Genomic DNA, 1125 nt, shown 5'->3' with positions numbered 1-1125 from the left:
TGATGGCGGCCTTTATTGTGGATGAGCTGCAGAATCGCCGCGACCATGTGGTTGCCGAGCAGGCGTTTATTCAGGAAGCAATTCTGGATGCGCGGCTGCGTGAACTGGCGGACATGTACCTGCGCCAGCATGTGGAGACGCTGACCATGGCCTGCGAACTCTTTGGCTGCAAAGAACCAAAGCTGGACGCGGAGTTAATCTTCGCCACCTTCCTGACCATCGAACAGCGCTTGCTGGTACACCCGGAAAAAATCTCCCAGGAGTTTGTCGAGAAGCGCATGTACAACATGCTGGATAAAGTCGTTCCCCACCATGGCTGATGTGGATCCCGCGAACACCTCGGGTGGCAAGGGCGTGCCGTTAGAGCCCGGCTGGCAACAGCATTTGGCGGGCGAATTCGAGCAGGATTACATGGCGCAACTGCGCGACTTCCTGGCAGAACAGAAGCGTGCGGGGAAAACGGTTTTCCCGCCGGGGCCGGATATTTTCAACGCCTTTAACCTGACGCCCTTTGAGCAGGTAAAGGTAGTAATCCTGGGGCAGGACCCTTATCACGGTCCAAACCAGGCCCATGGCTTGTGCTTTTCCGTTCAGCACGGCGTAAAGACGCCGCCGTCACTGGTGAATATCTACAAGGAAATTCACCGGGATCTGGGCTTCGATATTCCTTCCCATGGCAACCTGACCCATTGGGCTGAGCAGGGTGTGCTGTTGCTCAATGCGGTGCTTACTGTCGAGGCCGGGCAAGCTGCTTCGCACCAGAAGCAGGGGTGGGAGAGGTTTACCGATGAAGCCATCGAGCATCTGAATCGTGATCGTGATGGCTTGGTGTTTTTGCTTTGGGGCAGCCATGCCCAGAAGAAAGGTCGCCTGATCGATCGCGACAAGCACTGCGTGCTCTCTGCCCCGCACCCTTCACCGTTATCTGCGTACCGTGGTTTCCTCGGCTGTGGCCATTTCTCCCGCGCGAATCAATACCTGCTTCAGCAGGGAAAAACGGCTATTGATTGGTCGGTGCCTGAAAATTAACAATTAATAATGAATAGTTAATAGCTGCGCGGTTGGTCACCTCGGTCTTTTCGAGTCCTGGGGCCGCGCCTATAGCATGAACGCGGCTTCAGACGT

1 protein-coding gene and 1 pseudogene are annotated in these 1125 nt (G+C 55.6%); both read left to right on the top strand.

The window, feature by feature from the left end:
* Positions 1–320, top strand: a pseudogene (locus tag A3730_RS31150) (TetR family transcriptional regulator); the annotation flags it as partial.
* Entirely contained in the window at positions 313–1029 is a 717-nt protein-coding gene (gene ung / locus A3730_RS05955) for a uracil-DNA glycosylase (protein WP_063537710.1), read from the top strand. The pseudogene A3730_RS31150 and the gene ung, both read left to right, overlap by 8 nt.
* Positions 1030–1125: the final 96 nt, after the last annotated feature.

The organism is Alcanivorax sp. HI0044 (assembly GCF_001634945.1).
The sequence above is the reverse complement of the archived record's forward strand: the minus strand, read 5'-3'. Positions and strand labels throughout refer to the sequence as shown.